This window comes from Acinetobacter sp. WC-743 (assembly GCF_000335555.1).
Classification (GTDB): Bacteria; Pseudomonadota; Gammaproteobacteria; order Pseudomonadales; family Moraxellaceae; genus Acinetobacter; species Acinetobacter bereziniae.
Window position 1 is genome coordinate 108,697 of the sequence record NZ_AMFQ01000097.1, and the last position, 15,037, is coordinate 123,733.

20 protein-coding genes and 1 other RNA gene are annotated in these 15,037 nt (G+C 35.3%); 6 read left to right on the forward strand and 15 right to left on the reverse strand.

Going from position 1 to position 15,037, the window contains the following annotated elements; translation table 11 throughout:
- Positions 1 to 27: 27 nt before the first annotated feature.
- Positions 28 to 672 (reverse strand): YqiJ family protein, encoded by a 645-nt coding sequence (locus ACINWC743_RS14155; RefSeq protein WP_035301202.1) that lies wholly within the window; start codon positions 670 to 672, stop codon positions 28 to 30.
- A gap of 1,020 nt (positions 673 to 1,692) precedes the next feature.
- Between ACINWC743_RS14155 and pnuC the strand changes: the two genes are divergently transcribed.
- The 3 genes from pnuC to ACINWC743_RS14170 all read left to right on the forward strand — a co-directional run bounded on the left by pnuC (position 1,693) and on the right by ACINWC743_RS14170 (position 4,553).
- On the forward strand, positions 1,693 to 2,277 hold the full coding sequence (pnuC, locus tag ACINWC743_RS14160; RefSeq protein WP_009585931.1) for a nicotinamide riboside transporter PnuC: 585 nt from the start codon (positions 1,693 to 1,695) through the stop codon (positions 2,275 to 2,277).
- A 17-nt stretch (positions 2,278 to 2,294) separates the two neighbouring features.
- Positions 2,295 to 2,576: a hypothetical protein gene (locus tag ACINWC743_RS14165; protein WP_009585960.1), complete on the forward strand. Its 282-nt coding sequence runs from the start codon at positions 2,295 to 2,297 to the stop codon at positions 2,574 to 2,576.
- An 834-nt stretch (positions 2,577 to 3,410) separates the two neighbouring features.
- Positions 3,411 to 4,553 carry a GGDEF domain-containing protein gene (locus ACINWC743_RS14170; RefSeq protein ID WP_052012584.1) on the forward strand — a complete coding sequence of 381 codons (1,143 nt, stop codon included), beginning with the start codon at positions 3,411 to 3,413 and terminating at the stop codon, positions 4,551 to 4,553.
- Between the two features lie 266 nt (positions 4,554 to 4,819).
- Here the strand turns inward: ACINWC743_RS14170 and ACINWC743_RS14175 are convergent, their stop codons facing one another.
- Together ACINWC743_RS14175 and ACINWC743_RS24900 are read right to left on the reverse strand one after the other, a co-directional pair.
- Complete coding sequence (locus tag ACINWC743_RS14175) at positions 4,820 to 6,094, reverse strand: MFS transporter (protein WP_009585961.1); 1,275 nt, start codon at positions 6,092 to 6,094, stop codon at positions 4,820 to 4,822.
- A 160-nt stretch (positions 6,095 to 6,254) separates the two neighbouring features.
- On the reverse strand, positions 6,255 to 6,458 hold the full coding sequence (locus tag ACINWC743_RS24900; protein WP_009585865.1) for a hypothetical protein: 204 nt from the start codon (positions 6,456 to 6,458) through the stop codon (positions 6,255 to 6,257).
- Between the two features lie 204 nt (positions 6,459 to 6,662).
- Here ACINWC743_RS24900 and def point away from each other — a divergent pair, with 204 nt between their 5' ends.
- The gene (gene def / locus ACINWC743_RS14185; RefSeq protein WP_009585924.1) at positions 6,663 to 7,142 is read left to right on the forward strand and encodes a peptide deformylase; all 480 of its coding nucleotides are present in this window, start codon (positions 6,663 to 6,665) and stop codon (positions 7,140 to 7,142) included.
- Positions 7,143 to 7,204: 62 nt separating this feature from the next.
- Here the strand turns inward: def and glpK are convergent, their stop codons facing one another.
- Positions 7,205 to 8,686, reverse strand: a complete 1,482-nt coding sequence (glpK, locus tag ACINWC743_RS14190) for a glycerol kinase GlpK (protein ID WP_009585923.1) — start codon at positions 8,684 to 8,686, stop codon at positions 7,205 to 7,207.
- Between the two features lie 130 nt (positions 8,687 to 8,816).
- Between glpK and ssrA the strand changes: the two genes are divergently transcribed.
- Positions 8,817 to 9,175: a transfer-messenger RNA gene (gene ssrA, locus ACINWC743_RS23950) on the forward strand.
- Positions 9,176 to 9,287: 112 nt separating this feature from the next.
- Here ssrA and ACINWC743_RS14195 read toward each other — a convergent pair.
- The 11 genes from ACINWC743_RS14195 to ACINWC743_RS14245 all read right to left on the reverse strand — a co-directional run bounded on the left by ACINWC743_RS14195 (position 9,288) and on the right by ACINWC743_RS14245 (position 14,594).
- Complete coding sequence (locus ACINWC743_RS14195; RefSeq protein WP_338151479.1) at positions 9,288 to 10,250, reverse strand: site-specific integrase; 963 nt, start codon at positions 10,248 to 10,250, stop codon at positions 9,288 to 9,290.
- A 23-nt stretch (positions 10,251 to 10,273) separates the two neighbouring features.
- Complete coding sequence (locus ACINWC743_RS24905; RefSeq protein ID WP_227510885.1) at positions 10,274 to 10,633, reverse strand: hypothetical protein; 360 nt, start codon at positions 10,631 to 10,633, stop codon at positions 10,274 to 10,276.
- Entirely contained in the window at positions 10,630 to 10,860 is a 231-nt protein-coding gene (locus ACINWC743_RS14205; protein ID WP_009585956.1) for a hypothetical protein, read from the reverse strand. Before ACINWC743_RS14205 ends, ACINWC743_RS24905 begins: the two co-directional genes overlap by 4 nt.
- Positions 10,857 to 11,063, reverse strand: coding sequence for a hypothetical protein (locus ACINWC743_RS14210; protein WP_009585948.1), 207 nt, complete (start codon positions 11,061 to 11,063; stop codon positions 10,857 to 10,859). Before ACINWC743_RS14210 ends, ACINWC743_RS14205 begins: the two co-directional genes overlap by 4 nt.
- 83 nt (positions 11,064 to 11,146) lie before the next feature.
- A complete protein-coding gene (locus tag ACINWC743_RS14215) occupies positions 11,147 to 11,662 on the reverse strand; it encodes a hypothetical protein (protein WP_009585866.1) in 516 nt (171 codons plus the stop codon).
- Positions 11,663 to 11,729: 67 nt separating this feature from the next.
- The gene (locus tag ACINWC743_RS14220) at positions 11,730 to 12,296 is read right to left on the reverse strand and encodes a 3'-5' exonuclease (RefSeq protein ID WP_009585934.1); all 567 of its coding nucleotides are present in this window, start codon (positions 12,294 to 12,296) and stop codon (positions 11,730 to 11,732) included.
- Positions 12,293 to 12,769 carry a hypothetical protein gene (locus tag ACINWC743_RS14225; protein ID WP_081401180.1) on the reverse strand — a complete coding sequence of 159 codons (477 nt, stop codon included), beginning with the start codon at positions 12,767 to 12,769 and terminating at the stop codon, positions 12,293 to 12,295. Before ACINWC743_RS14225 ends, ACINWC743_RS14220 begins: the two co-directional genes overlap by 4 nt.
- Entirely contained in the window at positions 12,759 to 12,956 is a 198-nt protein-coding gene (locus ACINWC743_RS14230) for a hypothetical protein (RefSeq protein ID WP_009585938.1), read from the reverse strand. The genes ACINWC743_RS14225 and ACINWC743_RS14230 overlap by 11 nt, the downstream gene beginning before the upstream one ends.
- A gap of 85 nt (positions 12,957 to 13,041) precedes the next feature.
- The gene (locus tag ACINWC743_RS14235) at positions 13,042 to 13,365 is read right to left on the reverse strand and encodes a hypothetical protein (RefSeq protein WP_009585909.1); all 324 of its coding nucleotides are present in this window, start codon (positions 13,363 to 13,365) and stop codon (positions 13,042 to 13,044) included.
- A complete protein-coding gene (locus ACINWC743_RS14240; protein WP_009585968.1) occupies positions 13,362 to 13,577 on the reverse strand; it encodes a hypothetical protein in 216 nt (71 codons plus the stop codon). The genes ACINWC743_RS14235 and ACINWC743_RS14240 overlap by 4 nt, the downstream gene beginning before the upstream one ends.
- Before the next feature lie 294 nt (positions 13,578 to 13,871).
- Entirely contained in the window at positions 13,872 to 14,594 is a 723-nt protein-coding gene (locus ACINWC743_RS14245) for a hypothetical protein (protein ID WP_009585977.1), read from the reverse strand.
- A 213-nt stretch (positions 14,595 to 14,807) separates the two neighbouring features.
- Here ACINWC743_RS14245 and ACINWC743_RS14250 point away from each other — a divergent pair, with 213 nt between their 5' ends.
- Positions 14,808 to 15,032 (forward strand): hypothetical protein, encoded by a 225-nt coding sequence (locus tag ACINWC743_RS14250; protein WP_009585946.1) that lies wholly within the window; start codon positions 14,808 to 14,810, stop codon positions 15,030 to 15,032.
- Positions 15,033 to 15,037 lie beyond the last annotated feature (5 nt).

The window sequence follows — 15,037 nt, forward strand, 5'->3', positions numbered from 1 at the left end:
ATTATGCCTTCGTTTGTTATTAAAAAATTAATCAAGAATTGCTTGAAAACCTACTTTTGTTCGCTGGGTGAGAATTACCGATTGACCTTGTGAAAAGACTTGGTCTAATTCAGGTTCAACCAAAATATAATGTGTTTGTCCAAATTGATCGATGACTTTGGCTTGAGCAGGGTAGTTCTGCTTTGCTTCGCCTAAAACAATCTGAGCTGTACGACCAATCAACTCGTCACTATGAATGGCAGTGGTTTCATCTTGGGGTAAAATTTTGGAGATCAGGGCTGCACAGAGACGGACTATGGGCATACATAAAAAAAGACTGGCTGGTGCAATTACCCAAATTGAAAAATAATGTTCTGTAAAGTGATAAAAAATTGTTTGAACAATAAAGCCAAATAGGGCATAAACAGTTAAAAAAATAATCAACCAAACTAAGACAGGAACTCTTCCCAAATAGAGCCAATCTAAAAGTTGTACAAAAAAACCATGTTCTGTATGCAGATCAATATCTGGATGATGGGCTTCTAGAAGCTGATCAGGAACAAATTGGTCTAAAAAACCTTGGCTACTCGAACCAATAATGAGAAGCAAACACTCCACCAGTCCCAACAACAACATGAGGCAAAGACTTACGCTAAAAACTAAGTTAGATGAGTGTGTAAATAATTCCCACATATTGTTTTGCTCAACATTATTGTTAAAAAATTTTTATAGATCGTATTTTAAATTTGAACTAATCCTACAATTATCATCAATTAATTCAATTAATAAATAAAGTCTATCGGTTTTGTCGAAATATTGCAACTAAATATTTTTTGATTGTAATTAAAATCAATATGTTATCATTTTTAATAGTGGAAAAGTTGTTTGAAAATGATTGCTTGCATTTTGTTCAATGATTCCTTATAACTGTTGAAGTTAACAGACGGAACTGTAGACAAAAAAATACGCAATGATTGGGGTGATCATTGCGTAGAACAACGAATCTGCTTTCACAGTTCGGTTAAGGAGAAATGTTATGAATTTTGGGGAAGATTCATAACTTAAGTAGATAGTAGACGGTTCTGTCTGTTAATTCATTGGTATTCACGTAAACAAGTGTTAAATCTCGTAAATAAGGTTAAAATGTGAACAGTATCAATGAAAGAAACTTAATTTTAATCTATGTTTTTTATAGAGATTTTTAAGTTATATTGCATAAACAAATAATCTAAGCATATACAGTATTTTTTAACGAATGATAAATACACGGTTTGAAAAAATTAGATTTTGGCTATTTTTTAACATCTTAAAAAGCATTTATTAGTGCTAGTTTGAGCGATGTTATGAATGTTTTGATGAAATGAACTGTGTTGGCTTGCTTTATTTATTGGTGATTGCTTAGTTTTAATTAAAATCACGTCAAATTGTCGTATTGAAGGGATAAAAATAATTAAATTTCTAAAAAATTATTTTTGACGATAAGCTTCGATTTACATGACAAACAATCCATGTTCCTAATTTACTTTAATCTTCGACTCGAATGTATGAGTGAGTCCAATTTAATGTATAAATAAAACGGCTATATATGATCATCATAAAACATGATGGCTGGAGTGTATGCGCCGTTTTGAATTGAATTTGGTATGTCATCTTTCTTGCATTTGTAGTGTTTTTTTTCATAATAAGCTTTCTTATATTTGTGCGCTTTTTATCATGTCAGCATTAGAAATTTTTGCCGTTATTATTAGTGTGATTGGTGTTGGTTTGACAATAAAGCGCAATATGTGGTGTTGGTTATTTAATTTTTTTGCATTTGTCTTATACGCTTATCTATTTTTTACCTTTAAATTATATGGTGAAACCATTTTACAGCTATTTTTTATGCTGGTGAATTTTTATGGTTTTTATCACTGGTTTAAAGGTAAACAGCAAGATCATGAAATTCGAATTGAGCCCATTGCGAAAGGTACCGTGTTTATTCAAATGTTGATTGCTGCCTTAGGTGGGCTTTTATTCGGCTTGTCATTGCATTATTTTACTGATGCAGCTTTGCCGATGCTAGATTCGCAACTTGCAGCATTTAGTTTATTGGCGACCTATTGGACCAGTCGAAAACACATTGCGACTTGGGTACTGTGGGTATTTGTTGATATTGTCTATGTGGCGATGTTTCTTTACAAAGATTTATTTTTGACTGCAGGTTTATATGCAGCATTTGTGGCTATGGCGGCATTTGGATGGTGGCAATGGGAACAAGTGAAAAAGAAACAATTGAGTCAGTTGTATAATGAAATCTAGTGATATAAAGGTCTAGCATGCTGATTGACTTTGTTCAAATACAAAAACAGAAATTTGAAGATCTGGCACAAAATATTGTAGATAGACCTGAAAAGTATCTTGATTTTGATTCAGTATCCGATTTTTATAAAGCTCAATGGCTCAATGATTTTCCTCAAGGAACGACATGGACTGTATCTGGTCTTGATGATGGTGCAGAAGACTTTTGTATTCATATTGAATATAAAAATCATTTTTTATCGATCGATGTGCAAGGTGTGCAAAAATTAACCAAGGTTCGTTATACAATTAGAGAATAATCGCTCAATGATTCAGATGCTTCATTTCGTTCATACAATTGTCATGTTTGCTGTCTATATTGATCATGTTGGGTAATTTTTAATCATATTTCAATAAAAAAAATTTTGAGCGCTGAACTTTTCTCAAAGAGAAATCAACCTTCAAAAGTAAAAAATAATTGAATCACCAAATCTTTTAACCATCTGTATAAAAGCATAAATTTTATTGGATGTGATTGATATTAAAACACATATTTGTTTAATCAGACAGTTTGATGATATGTTCTCGATACATCCTAATTTTTGATTTTGATACTCGTGTTATGATTCAAAAAAACACAAGACACAAAAATTAAAAAATTAAATTTTATAACTTAAATAAATACAGTAATTTTGAATATTTTTTTATTTATTTTAAAATAAAATACAGCTATAAGTGTGTGTATGTAAATATTTTTTAAAAAATAAACTTGTCGTTGTTTTGAATTTTATTTACTGTAATTATATATTATTATTGAACTCAAAGTTCTTTTTATTTTGGTTTGTTTAAATAAATACAATGAGTTAAATTTATCTAATGGTTTAAATGAATGCTATCCAATGTGTGAAATCAAAACAAACCAACTTATTTCATTCAATTTAGTCTTGCTATTAAAATAAATAGAATTAAGAAATGGTACTATTTAAAAAAATGACTTACTTTGATTTTTCTAAGTGTTATATTTTAATCATCGATATGAAAAATAAAAATAGAGAGTAATTCACTATTTTTGACGGGTGAATGGTAATATGAAGCAAAAAAATAGAGGGGTAATACATTCCTCCGCTGAAGTTTTTATACACGACAACATGATCATGAATTGGAGTAATTATAAAAAGTGCAGCTTGGTCCTATTACTTGGTGGTATAGATGTTTTGTTATGGATCATATGGTGGTATTTCAGTGAAGCAAAAGTAGATATACAACCTTGGATTAATCAAGCCTTTTATCCAACGTATATTCGGATGTTGTCTCTTGCCACAATTGGTTTTTTTGTGCTCATTTTTCTGATTCGATCTTTAAAAAAAATTTCTATTTTTGAAAAAATTATTCCTTATATAACGATTGTATATTTTGGCACTATTTTTATTTATGGTGCTTATTGTATAGGTATCTTTAGTCCAGCTTCGACTGCTGGTTTTGTCAGCTTGATTACGGTTGGTTTGGTGTTGTTTGAACGGCGGGTTGTTTATTTAACAGTTATTCCAATTAGTTGTTTTATGTTGATTTGTATTGTATTGAGTCTTACAGGTCAGATTAGATATGCCCCGATTTTCAGTGAAGAACTGCTGTTAATGCCGTTGTATCGCAATGCATTTTGGGTATATTGCATGCTGTATTTTTATATTCCAATTTTCTTTGCAAGTTTAGTTTTGTTTGAGGTTCTTCTTACACAGTGGCGTAAACGCGAAAAAATGATTGAGCAAGTGAGTATTATTGATCCTTTAACTGGCATTTTTAATCGTCGTAAAATCAGTGAAAATATTGATATGCTCAAACAACAACAAAGCTCTTTTGCGATTGTGTTGTTAGACCTTGATTATTTTAAAGATATTAATGATAAATATGGTCACGATATAGGCGATATCGTTTTACAACAAGTTGCTGGGATATTGACTGAAAATATCCATGAAGAGGATATTGTTGGACGCTTTGGTGGTGAGGAATTTATCATTTTGACCAGAGGTGGTCAGCTCGCCAAAGCCATTGATATCGCTGAGCGATGCCGTAAAGCAATTGAGAAAGAAGTGATTTTACTGGATACTCAACGCAAAATTAGCATTACTGCAAGTTTTGGCGTTGCAGCCTCAATCAATCCTTTTGGAATTACCAAAGAAGAAATTATTCGTCAGGCAGATCAAGCGTTATATTTGGCAAAAAAGAATGGGCGCAATCAAGTTCGTCATTTCTTGGAAATTAAAATTACCCATTCAATGGAATCTAAACAAGTGATTTAGGGGCTGTGGACATTTCATAAATGGCTTGCGTTGTAGGTTAAAATTGAGCAGGCATTGGCAAGGAAATGAAGAGAATAGCGAGACTATTTTTAAGTTTCATAACGTAGCCTGAGATAATTTTAGCCACAACCCTTCGGGACTAGTGTGTTTTTTGTCGCTTCGTCGTTCCGAACTACTCATTTAGAATGACTAAATTTCGTATTTCGCGCCTAGAATCGCCTAAAAAACACACCTAGTCGCAAACATAGACGAATTGTCCACAGACCCTAATGTATTTCAAATTTTTTTCGGTAAATTAAGCTGGTCAGTAGGGTGAAGCAACACAACACGACAATATAGTACATTGCACCAATATCACTATATAAACTGAGCCATTGTACTAATGGGAGCGTTAATCCACCTGCGATGGCATAAGCAACGTTATAAGAAAAAGAAATTCCTGAAAAACGAATTTGTGCAGGAAACATTTTTACCATGCTATAAGAAACTATACCTACCGTACCTGAAAATAAACCCAATAGCATATAGAGGCTAAAAATGGTGGATGTAGTTACATGCTCCAAACTGTTGTAAAAAATAGCTGAAATAACAGCGACACACAGTGAACCCCAGAACATAATACGACCTGCACCAAAGCGATCAGCCAATGTTCCTGCAATCACACAACCCAACATCTGCATTAAGATTGCAGCACTTTGCATTTGAAATGCATCTGTACGTTGAAAAGCAAAAGTCCCCGTGAGTAAATTAGGCATCGCTAAAATAATGACCACGACACAACCCGTTAAAAACCAAGTAAACAGCATTCCTATCAAAACCGCTGACTTATGGGAGCTTAAGACTTGTTTGATTGGTAGCGCTTTAGAGAGTTCTTTACGTGCTTGCATGGCTTTAAACACAGGTGTTTCTTTGAGATAGCTTCTTAGATATAAAGCAATTAATCCAAATATTCCGCCCAAAATAAAGGGAATACGCCAAGCCCAAGCGTGAATTTCTGTTTCATTAAATTTGAGTGAAATCAATAATGATGTTAGTGATCCCAATAAAATTCCTAACGATAAGCCTGCTGTGAGTAGACCATTGGCAAAGCCAATTTTCTTTTCAGGGACATGTTCTGAAACAAAAGTCCATGCTGCTGGAATTTCACCACCGATGGCAATCCCTTGTACCACACGCATAAGCAGTAATAATAGCGGAGCGGCAAGACCTATATCAGTATAGGTTGGCATGAGACCAATCATTAAGGTTGGCAGTGCCATTAATAAAATAGATAGACTAAATAGACGCTTACGTCCTATTAAATCCCCAAAATGTGCCATGACAATTCCGCCCAAAGGACGGAAGAAATACCCAGCCGCAAAAATTCCATAGGTGTTCAACATCGCCCAAAAAGGACTCAGTGTGCTGGGGAAAAATAGTTCAGCAATGATTTTTGCGTAGAATACATAAATCACAAAATCATAAAATTCGAGTGCACCACCCAAAGAGGAGAGACCAAGTGTGCGTTTATCTTCCTGATTAAGATTTGTTTTTTCATCCATATTGTAATATCTAAAAATAGTCGAAAATAAAATTTTATAATTTTAATAAACAATTTTTTCCTTGAATAATCAATCTTTATTTTGATCGTGTCAAAAAATTATTATGGGTGTCTGATGATTTATGTCTTCGCTTATGAAAGCTTTAGGAAAAAAGATGCCACTATATGCGAATAAACCATGGGATGAGGCTAAAAATCATTCCAATAGCGCTGATCAATAGATTATTTTCAATGAAATAGGGAAAAATCATTAAAGCGATACCACAGATGAAGGGCACGATCATTTTTTGTTTTTTTCCATAAATAAAATAACCTAATCCAATCGAACTAAAAATCAAACCGAGAAATAAGGTGGTACTATTCATTGGTACAATCTCATGAGTGAGTGACTGTTATTTACAAGATCATGATTAAAATTGAATTAAAGAAACAGTTTTAAATTTGATATTTGAACAATAAGAGTTGAGCACAAAAAGTGAATTGCTTGTATGGAATTATTCAATTGCGATTGAATCGCTAAATGTTAAAATCAAGGCATTGAACGATATGCTGATAAATCAGATAAGACCATGAGTATCATTTTACCCATCGCCCAACGTGGTGAAGATATTTTAAAATTAATTGCAGCCCCTGTTGCTGACACTGAGTTTTCAAGTACTTGGTTGGAAGAACTTGCCAAAGCACTAAAGACAACGATGTTGGAGCGAAATGGAGTCGGGATTGCAGCACCGCAAGTTTATATTTCTAAGCGTGTGATTATCGTCGCTTCACGATCTAATCCTCGTTATCCTGATGCGCCTGAAATGGATGCCATCACCATGGTCAATCCTGAAATCATTGAGCAATCAGTACAAATTGTATTGGGAGAAGAAGGTTGTTTGAGCGTACCTGATGAACGTGGGCAGGTGGCTCGGGCTGAACAGATTACAGTGCAGTTTTTTAGTTTAAACGGTCAGAAAGTGATTCAGACCTTTCATGGTTTTCCTGCTCGAATTGTTCAGCATGAAATTGACCATTTAAATGGTGTGCTTTTCGTCGAGCGAATTTAATTTAGCAACTGGGCAAAAGCTATCTTGAGTAAACATATCGCCCAGTTTCCAAAGAATACACTTTAACTAGACTTTGCTCTTTGTAAAGCAGCATTCCATAAGCTTAAATGATACTCACGTTGATCATTGCTCATATTCGGCTCAAAAGCTCGATCTAACTGCCAAGATTCTGAAATTTCATTTAGATTAGTAAATACATTGGTTTTAAGACCTGCCATAGCTGCCGCTCCCCATGCGGTAGACTCCAAAAGCTTTGGACGTAATACAGGGACATTTAAAATGTCAGCTTGAAATTGCATCAGCATATCATTTTGGCTTGCTCCACCATCTACACGGAGTTCTTTTAAAGGCTGAGAAATATCCGACTGCATTGCTGTAAGGACATCGGAAACTTGAAATGCGATAGATTCCAAAGCTGCTCTGGCAATATGTGACTTATTGGTTCCGCGTGACATGCCACAGAGTAATGCACGCGCATCACTGTCCCAATGCGGTGCCCCCAAACCTGTAAATGCAGGTACAAGCACAACACCATCAGTCGTGTTGACTTGGCATGCCAACTTTTCTACTTCAGCACTGTTTTTGATAATGCCTAAACCATCTCGCAACCATTGCACGATTGCTCCTGCCATAAACACACTGCCTTCAAGGGCATAGTTAGAGTGGTTTTGACAGTTCCATGCTAAGGTCGTGAGCAGTTTATTTTGACTATACTGAATTTCGTTTCCTGTGTTGAATAGCATAAAGCAGCCCGTGCCATAGGTATTTTTTGCTGTACCTACTTCAAAACAAGATTGACCAAATAGCGCAGATTGTTGATCACCTAATACACCACAAATTGGAATTTCAGCACCCAATAATCCTGTTGCTGTATTGGCAATATAACAGTCTGATTGAATAATTTGAGGAAGCACACTTGAGGGAATATTAAATATTTCTAAGAGTTCTTGGTCCCATTGCTGAGTTTTTAAATCCATCAACATGGTACGAGACGCATTACTGGCTTCGATCACATGTTCTGAGCCTTGGGTTAAATTCCAGATCAGCCAACTATCAATTGTTCCAAAAGCAACATGGTTTTGCTCAGCCAATTGTCTTAATCCTTCGACATTGTCCAATAGCCAAACCAACTTTCCTGCACTGAAATAAGGATCAATTCTTAATCCTGTTTTTTTGTGAATTTTTTCAGATAAATTTTGCTGGCTCAATTGATTACACCAGTCAGTTGCACGTCGATCTTGCCAAACAATAGCAGGGGCAAGTGGCTTTCCATTTCTTTTGTCCCATACAACGGTTGTTTCGCGTTGATTGGTTAAGCCGAGGGCTTTGATGTCTTTGGCAAGTAATCTGGCAGAGGCAATTGCTTGTTGAACCACGGCAATTTGTGTGGTCCATATTTCCATCGCATCTTGTTCTACCCATCCCGAATGCGGCGTTTTGATTTGGATTTCACGTTGTGCTGAAGCATATACTTTTCCATGCTCATCAAAGATGATTGCACGGCTAGAGGTCGTTCCTTGATCAAGTGAGAGTAAATAGCTCATCTTTTTTATATTTGTCCCTTGAAAAATACTGATAGTAGCGCAATTATAGGACTAGGCGCATCATTTAGAATAAATGTCGTGAATTATCTGCTTAATTTACAACATTTATGTTATGATGAGTTTGTTATCAGGGGATGTTATTGGCTTCGACGCTGATGATGAAGCTCATAGATGCATGCCGAGAGCGCATTTTCTCTCGTAAATAAAATTTGCATATTTTAGTCGCAAACGACGAATCTTACGCTCTAGCTGCCTAAGGGCAGTTTGTCCGCTTCACTGAATACTTGTGGTCAGTGAACCCGACCGAAGCGCACGCACACAAGTCCGTATAAAGTCAAGCCTCGGGGCTTTGTACTAAATTTAGAGGATCGCGTTTTGTACCCTGTTCGTCGGGTCACTTAGCGTTAAAATAATTGACGATATCTAAGCATGTAGTATTCTCGAGTGTAGTGTTGGCGGACGCGGGTTCAACTCCCGCCATCTCCACCAAATTTTTTATTATAAATCAGCCACTTATCATAAGTGGCTTTTTTATTGCCACATTTTTGCCACACTTACCACTTTTTGCGCCACATTCTTATAAATATAAAAAAGGCACTTATTAAGTGCCTGTATTTAGTTTTGCCATCTCAATCCTGTTTTTATCACCATGAATCCATTTCGCATATCGCTTAATTAGCATTTGCAAGCTATGGCCGAGTTGATCGGCAACAAATACAGGATTAACACCATCCATTAATAACATTGTGGCGTAAGTATGACGTGCGTTGTATGCAGGTCTATGACGAATCATGCATGATTTCATTGCTTCGACTAAGCGATTTCTTGGTGGCTTTTCATTAAAAAAAGGCTCGTTAGTTTCAGGACAAATCATCACATAATCATTGTGAAGCTTTAAACCTTTAATTGCATTTAATGCTTCTTTTGATCTGTCATTTAAATATACTTCACGTGCAGTATGAGTCTTGGTTACATTTTTTTCATGCCCACGTACACGGCTTTTATTTATACGCATTGTTCCGTTAAACCAATCTATGTCTGACCACCTTAATGCGATTAATTCAGATGGTCGGCAGCCACACCAAAATGCCAGTTCATAATACCAATAATAAAAATGATCTTTATCTTTCAAATTTGCTTTTAACCAATTTAATAACGTATTCATTTCATCACGGCTAAATGGATCTGGAATATCAATCTGTACTTTTTTATTTTTAATATGTTGTATAGGATTTTCTGTAATATATCCATTCTCAATAGCTGCATTAAAAACGCCACGCAGGGGAATTAAGCAATTATTTAGTGTCTTGGTTGTTTTATAGTCGGCATCAATAATTAATTCTTTAATATCATTGCTGGTAATACGATGAATTGGCACTAAAGCTAGGTGTGGCATCCAGTGTTTCTGTAAAATATTACGATAACCTTTCTTTGTATCAAGATTGCTTTCACATTGTTTTAGATACTTTTGTGCTACTTCTTGAAATAGAACACCATCACTGACGATTACATGTGTTTCATCAATTGTTTGACCTCTTGCCTGAGCAAGGTCATGCTCAGTCAAGATTCCCCATTTTGCCTTATTTTTTAATTCACCTCTAATTTTAGCGGCTGCGCTAATACCTTCCGCACTCGTGGGATGCGGGAGGGTGATGTAGTACCGTTTTTTGTTGTGGGTAAAGTTGATTTCGATTGCGCCATCTCTGATCCGCACGCCCGCAGGTAACGTGTTTCCGCTTGCTCTGTCAACCATTGGTTATAACCTCTTAAAGAATAATAAATATTGCCATCTTGTTTTGACCAAACTAAATCTTCTGGCCATTTCTTTTTTCGATGTGAAAGCTTTTGCTCTTCAATTCCTGTTAGCTTTGAAAATTGGCAAGCATCTACCCAATCTATCGGAGTCAATCCAAGTTCTATAAGGGCTTCCAGAATTTCATTATTCATGTTGTCTCCCTTTCATCTAAAACTTGAGCAAATAGCATTGCTCCAGTTCTTAAACGATTTGCCATTTTTGCAGCTGCTGGTTCATCATATGTCGCCATGTCATCTCTAAATTTTGGTAGTGGAAGCGTTAAGCCTGCTTTGGAAAATTCATGAGTGACATGCGCTACAATCTTGTTTTCCATCTTCTTTTTTAATGGAGTGTTTTGGAGTTGGTCAGTTAAAGTCATTCTCTTATACCTTTCTCAACTTCTAAAGCGGTTGCAACTCTAAGTTCAGAAGCAAATGCATGACCTAAACCACCAGGTAATTCAATAGTAACCATTTCCATACCAGCGTTTTTATAGTTTCCGCGTTTAACTGTCATAACCAAGTTATTAGGAACATCTTTATTCGAAAAAACTACTTTGTTGTTAAGTTTAAATTTAGTCATGACTTTTCCCTTGATTAGTAATAAGTTGGGCTATACGGAATATCGTGTGGAAAAGCCATAAAAACAAATCCACACGAAACGACTTATTGAGTGGAAACTTCAAGATTAGCAAGTGTTTCTGCAATATTGTTGCGCTTTATTAATGATTGCGTCCAATCACTATGCAAGTTGAAGTTAGGGGCTTCTTTCATTGAAATATCTTTACCCCAAAAATCACCGCGTTCTGAAATATGTGGCTCATTTTTTGTATACCAAGCCCCTCCATCTGCATCCACGCTGTAATAAACGTATTCAGCATCAACCCCAATAAATACAGCTTCTTCATTCCCGAAAGCTGATTTTTTTAAGTCAGCTAGTGTGACTTCTTTGTGTTTATGGGCATTGAAGTATCCATAAGCTGAGTTGGGACTAAGTAAATCAGCCCCTTCAACGTCAAAATAATCAGCAAGAATGCGCCCATCATCGTATGTGTATAGATAGGGTGCCGTGCAAGGTTCTGTGCAATTACCGCCCCAGTGATAACCTAATTTAATAAGCGCGTCCCATGCTTGTTTAAATTCAGAATGGTTTGCCAGTTTGATTTTTAGTGCTTGTTTCATAGTATTGCCTTTTTAAAATTACACACGTTATTCCGAAATACGGATTTTTCTTAAAACTTAAATTCCACTACTTATTCCGCATAGCCATAAGTTGTTCTGTTTGAGCATTGAAAACCTTGATGAAATCATTACCATGCTTAATGGCTATAAACTGCTTTGCCTGGTGAATCGCATCATCCAGGGCATTATGTTTATTTCCTTCGAATGGAATTTCAATTGGTTGAGACATTTTTAAGAACGTGCGGAAGCACATTTCTTGATAAAATTCCCAAGGCTGATCAATTTTGAGTTTGTTTAAAATATTGTTTGCCCAACGAATATCAGCAATTGAACCTTTACTCCAAATTTCCTTGCAGTCATTTTTTTTATAGAAATCGACAAGCATACCCATTGCATAGCCAATGTTAGTCTCACCGCCAAAAGCTGCTTTACGTGCTTCGTCAGACTGTTTTTCCCACCACCATGTCGTGCTCAAAGATTCTGTGCACCCTATGACTTGGCAACTGGAGGTATTTATCTTTTCAAATAGTGTGTCAATAATTCCATCTTCATTAAATACACATGCGCCCATGCTCAAAATAATAGGGCATTCGCCTATATCTAAAGTTTCGAAATCAAGCATTAATCTGTTCATGCTGCGCCCTCATTTTTACGACGTTTGATAGTCTGCTTTCTTGCATGTTGATCACGGCAGACAAGACAAATATGTTCTTCACCATTACACTTAATTTTGAAAACTTGCTGACCATGATGTGAGCATTGACCAATAAATTCTGACTTTCCATTAGCTATGGCTTTTAATCGTGCAGTTTTATTTTTCACACGTCTTAATTGTTCTTGTGATCGAGATGAAACATTCTTTTCAGATTTTTCCCGATCTTCCTGGATACTGTTAGACATAATTCTGCGCATAGTATCTTGGGCGCTTGCTTTTTTGAGTGGGGAACGATTCCAATCTTGTGGATCGTTATTGCATCCAGAATGACCAAAAGGAATTTGAACAGGCTCTTCAAGATTTTGGCTCTTTAAAAACTCTTCCACCTGGTTGGCTAGCTCAATAGACTGCAATTTTTTGGCGAATACATCGTGATCAATATTAGTGTTCATTTTTGATCCCCAAGTCATAGTGAAGCTGTTCAGCAGTTTTTTGATCAATTGTGGCTACTGCAATATGAGATCCACCGAAGTGAAAAGAACAAACCCAATCCTTGTCTTGTGGGCGAATAGCAACGTTTGTCACTTTAGTGATGTCGATTGCATGCTTTACATGGTTTAAATCAATGAATCTAAGCATTAGAGTTTCTCCATGTAATCCACTGCAATGAATGCAGCAAGCAATAAAACGGTGAAGAGAGTACCGATGATTAATTCGTTTTTTGTCATGGCACATACTCCAAGGCTGTCTTTGCTTTTTCCAGATACTTGGCAATGTCTTGACCAGTCACTGCTTTACGCTGGAGCTTTGGCCAAGTGTCGATTACTGATTGAGATGGAATTAAAGCTTCAGCATCCCAGGCACCATTGGTGCATTCTTTATGATTTTTGATTTCTTGAAATGATTTTTCAGTCATCCAAATGCTATTACCATCTGTTGCTGAAAATTGATCGTTTACTGTGACATCACCAGCTTCAGTTTTGATAACTGTATTAATTGGTACAATTTGAACTTGTAAGCCTGTGAGTGTTGGAATTTTAATGTTCATACATGTTCCTCAACTAATTGTTTTCTATATTGGTTTCTAATGTTTCTATCGAAACTTAGTTTTTCTTTTTGGGTAATTTCTTTCGCTTCGAATGCAGCCAGGACAAATGCAAGTGATTCAGTTTGAGCATCTAAAAGCTTAGTTTTTGAAGTCGCATTTTTCAGTCTTTCTATAGCTGCATTAATCTGGTTTAAGCTGTTTTCAGAGCACATAACTTTCTCCAGATACGTTTCAAAAAACCAAATCTTTGTGGTTGGGCAAAGTCGGCTGCAAAGAGTCGCTTACTAACAGCTATATCGAAATTTTGAGAATTCACTTTTGATAACCTTTTTGGTATTTTGGTATTGGTAAGAATATTTATAATTGGTTTTGTTTGTCAATACTTTTAAATAAAAATAATTAGCTAAAAAGGTATTTTGTGTAATTTTTATGAACTTAAAATGTAAATATTAGACAAAAAAATACCAAAACATAATGTTTTGGTATTTTTTTAGAATTTAAAAGTATCAAAATGAATGTTTTTGGCTTGAGGGGTAGTAGGCTGTTACAGGATAAACATACTTTATTTCAGATATTTCAATACTTAATCTTTTTCCATCAAGTGTTTCAAACTCTTTCATCCCATCTCTTTCATATAGGAATTCGGCAAATTCAGGGATGTTATCTGATTTAACAAATACGACATCATCACCAGGTTCAAGAGTTTTTTTCGCATCACATACAATAAGATAACCAGTTTTATAAGGCTTTTGATATCCTGTTCCAGATACTTCAAATGCAACAGGTGCTTCCATGCTAGGTGGAACAAAAATATAACTTTTGGGGTCTGGAATTTCTGAAATTTGCAAATCTTGTCCTCTTTGAATTTTAATGATGTTTTTAATATTTAAAATTCTATAACCATTTTTGCTATTGTTGGAAGTATCTTCTGCTACTAAATTTGTATTTTCTAGCATTTCAGCGACATTCTTTGTCGCCTTCCCTGATTTATATACAACCCGAAAGACTTCTTCTTCTGTGTGTTCGTGATCTAACCACCCCTCTGGTAATTGGAATGCTTCAGTTATTTTTTTAGCATTATTTAAGCCTATGTTTTTAGGTGCATTCTCAGGAATGTATTGATTTAATAAGACATAATCAATTTTTACAATAGATGCAAAATCTTTACGTTCAAAATATTTAAGAAATTTGTTTAGATTATTTTTTCTAATATCTTTAACCGATAACATCTGGTTGTCTCCGATATATGTCGTATTGATAAAGTTACAAGTTACAAGTTACTTATTTGGCATTATGAAATAATAAAAGCTGTGAAAGAATTCCTAAAAAAAGCCTTATTAAATACTTATTTAATTAAAAGCTAATCAAAATAGTCAAAAAGGTATTGATTTAAAAAAACCAAAAAGGTATTTTTATACCAAATTTAATCAAAAAGGTTTTTTATGGTTAAGCCCTTTAACGAATATATTGATGAACTACATAAAAATGGTTCTCTTGATGATTATGCACTCCGTACAGGTACTACAAATAAGTATCTTTTTATTCAACTTAAGCATCGTAGACGCATTCCAAACAAAACATTTATGCAGGCCTTAGCTAAAGAGAGTAATGGAACTTTTAGTTATGAAGAACTTGTGCTCTGGTTCTATGAACTGAAAACAGCATAAAGCAG

Coding starts and splice junctions, on each gene's coding strand:
- ACINWC743_RS14250 (WP_009585946.1), top strand. CDS start 14,808: ATGGTTAAGCCCTTTAACGAATATATTGATGAACTACATAAAAATGGT.
- def (WP_009585924.1), top strand. CDS start 6,663: ATGAGTATCATTTTACCCATCGCCCAACGTGGTGAAGATATTTTAAAA.
- ACINWC743_RS14215 (WP_009585866.1), bottom strand. CDS start 11,662: ATGAAACAAGCACTAAAAATCAAACTGGCAAACCATTCTGAATTTAAA.
- ACINWC743_RS14170 (WP_052012584.1), top strand. CDS start 3,411: ATGAATTGGAGTAATTATAAAAAGTGCAGCTTGGTCCTATTACTTGGT.
- ACINWC743_RS14220 (WP_009585934.1), bottom strand. CDS start 12,296: ATGAACAGATTAATGCTTGATTTCGAAACTTTAGATATAGGCGAATGC.
- ACINWC743_RS14235 (WP_009585909.1), bottom strand. CDS start 13,365: ATGAACATTAAAATTCCAACACTCACAGGCTTACAAGTTCAAATTGTA.
- ACINWC743_RS14230 (WP_009585938.1), bottom strand. CDS start 12,956: ATGCTTAGATTCATTGATTTAAACCATGTAAAGCATGCAATCGACATC.
- ACINWC743_RS24905 (WP_227510885.1), bottom strand. CDS start 10,633: ATGAATAATGAAATTCTGGAAGCCCTTATAGAACTTGGATTGACTCCG.
- ACINWC743_RS14245 (WP_009585977.1), bottom strand. CDS start 14,594: ATGTTATCGGTTAAAGATATTAGAAAAAATAATCTAAACAAATTTCTT.
- ACINWC743_RS14225 (WP_081401180.1), bottom strand. CDS start 12,769: ATGAACACTAATATTGATCACGATGTATTCGCCAAAAAATTGCAGTCT.
- ACINWC743_RS14155 (WP_035301202.1), bottom strand. CDS start 672: ATGTGGGAATTATTTACACACTCATCTAACTTAGTTTTTAGCGTAAGT.
- ACINWC743_RS24900 (WP_009585865.1), bottom strand. CDS start 6,458: ATGAATAGTACCACCTTATTTCTCGGTTTGATTTTTAGTTCGATTGGA.
- pnuC (WP_009585931.1), top strand. CDS start 1,693: ATGTCAGCATTAGAAATTTTTGCCGTTATTATTAGTGTGATTGGTGTT.
- ACINWC743_RS14205 (WP_009585956.1), bottom strand. CDS start 10,860: ATGACTTTAACTGACCAACTCCAAAACACTCCATTAAAAAAGAAGATG.
- ACINWC743_RS14165 (WP_009585960.1), top strand. CDS start 2,295: ATGCTGATTGACTTTGTTCAAATACAAAAACAGAAATTTGAAGATCTG.
- ACINWC743_RS14240 (WP_009585968.1), bottom strand. CDS start 13,577: ATGTGCTCTGAAAACAGCTTAAACCAGATTAATGCAGCTATAGAAAGA.
- glpK (WP_009585923.1), bottom strand. CDS start 8,686: ATGAGCTATTTACTCTCACTTGATCAAGGAACGACCTCTAGCCGTGCA.
- ACINWC743_RS14175 (WP_009585961.1), bottom strand. CDS start 6,094: ATGGATGAAAAAACAAATCTTAATCAGGAAGATAAACGCACACTTGGT.
- ACINWC743_RS14210 (WP_009585948.1), bottom strand. CDS start 11,063: ATGACTAAATTTAAACTTAACAACAAAGTAGTTTTTTCGAATAAAGAT.